Origin of the sequence: Pseudomonas sp. EL_65y_Pfl1_R83 (genome assembly GCF_963970695.1) — a bacterium.
GTDB lineage: Bacteria > Pseudomonadota > Gammaproteobacteria > Pseudomonadales > Pseudomonadaceae > Aquipseudomonas > Aquipseudomonas tritici.
The window spans coordinates 1-515 of sequence record NZ_CAXAQI010000258.1; the positions used below are offsets into that span (position 1 = coordinate 1).

The 515-nt window shown below is 67.8% G+C and carries 1 protein-coding gene; it reads left to right on the forward strand.

The genetic code is table 11. The features are described 5' to 3' along the window. On the forward strand, nt 1-515 hold a 515-nt coding region (locus AACY08_RS28735), incomplete at both ends, for a methyl-accepting chemotaxis protein (RefSeq protein WP_339472477.1).

The following is a 515-nucleotide window of genomic DNA, read 5'->3' on the forward strand; positions in this document are numbered from 1 at the left end:
GCCGCTGGCGACCTGACCGCGACGATCAACGCCGATTTCCCCGGCAACTATGCCGAACTCAAGACCAACTTCAACGCCGCCACCGCAGCGTTGCGCGGCTTGATCGGCGGGGTCGTGGAAAGCACCTCGGCCATCGGCACCGGCTCGACCGAAATCGCGCAGGCGTCGGAAGATCTCGCACGCCGGACCGAAGGCAATGCCGCCAGCCTGGAGGAAACCTCCGCCGCGATCACCCAGATCGATGGTCGCCTGAAGGCAAGCGCAGATGCCGCAGGGCGCACCGTTGCCCGTGCCGACGGCGCGATCGCCACCGTCTCGGGCGGTCGTGAAATCGCCGATGAAGCGGTGCAGGCGATGGGCCGCGTGTCCGAAAGCGCCAAGGGCATCGACAGCGTGATCGAAGGCCTCGACAAGATCGCGTTCCAGACGCGCGTTCTGGCGATGAACGCGGCCGTGGAAGCGGGCCGTGCAGGCGACGCCGGTCGCGGCTTCGCGGTCGTCGCCGATCTCGTCTC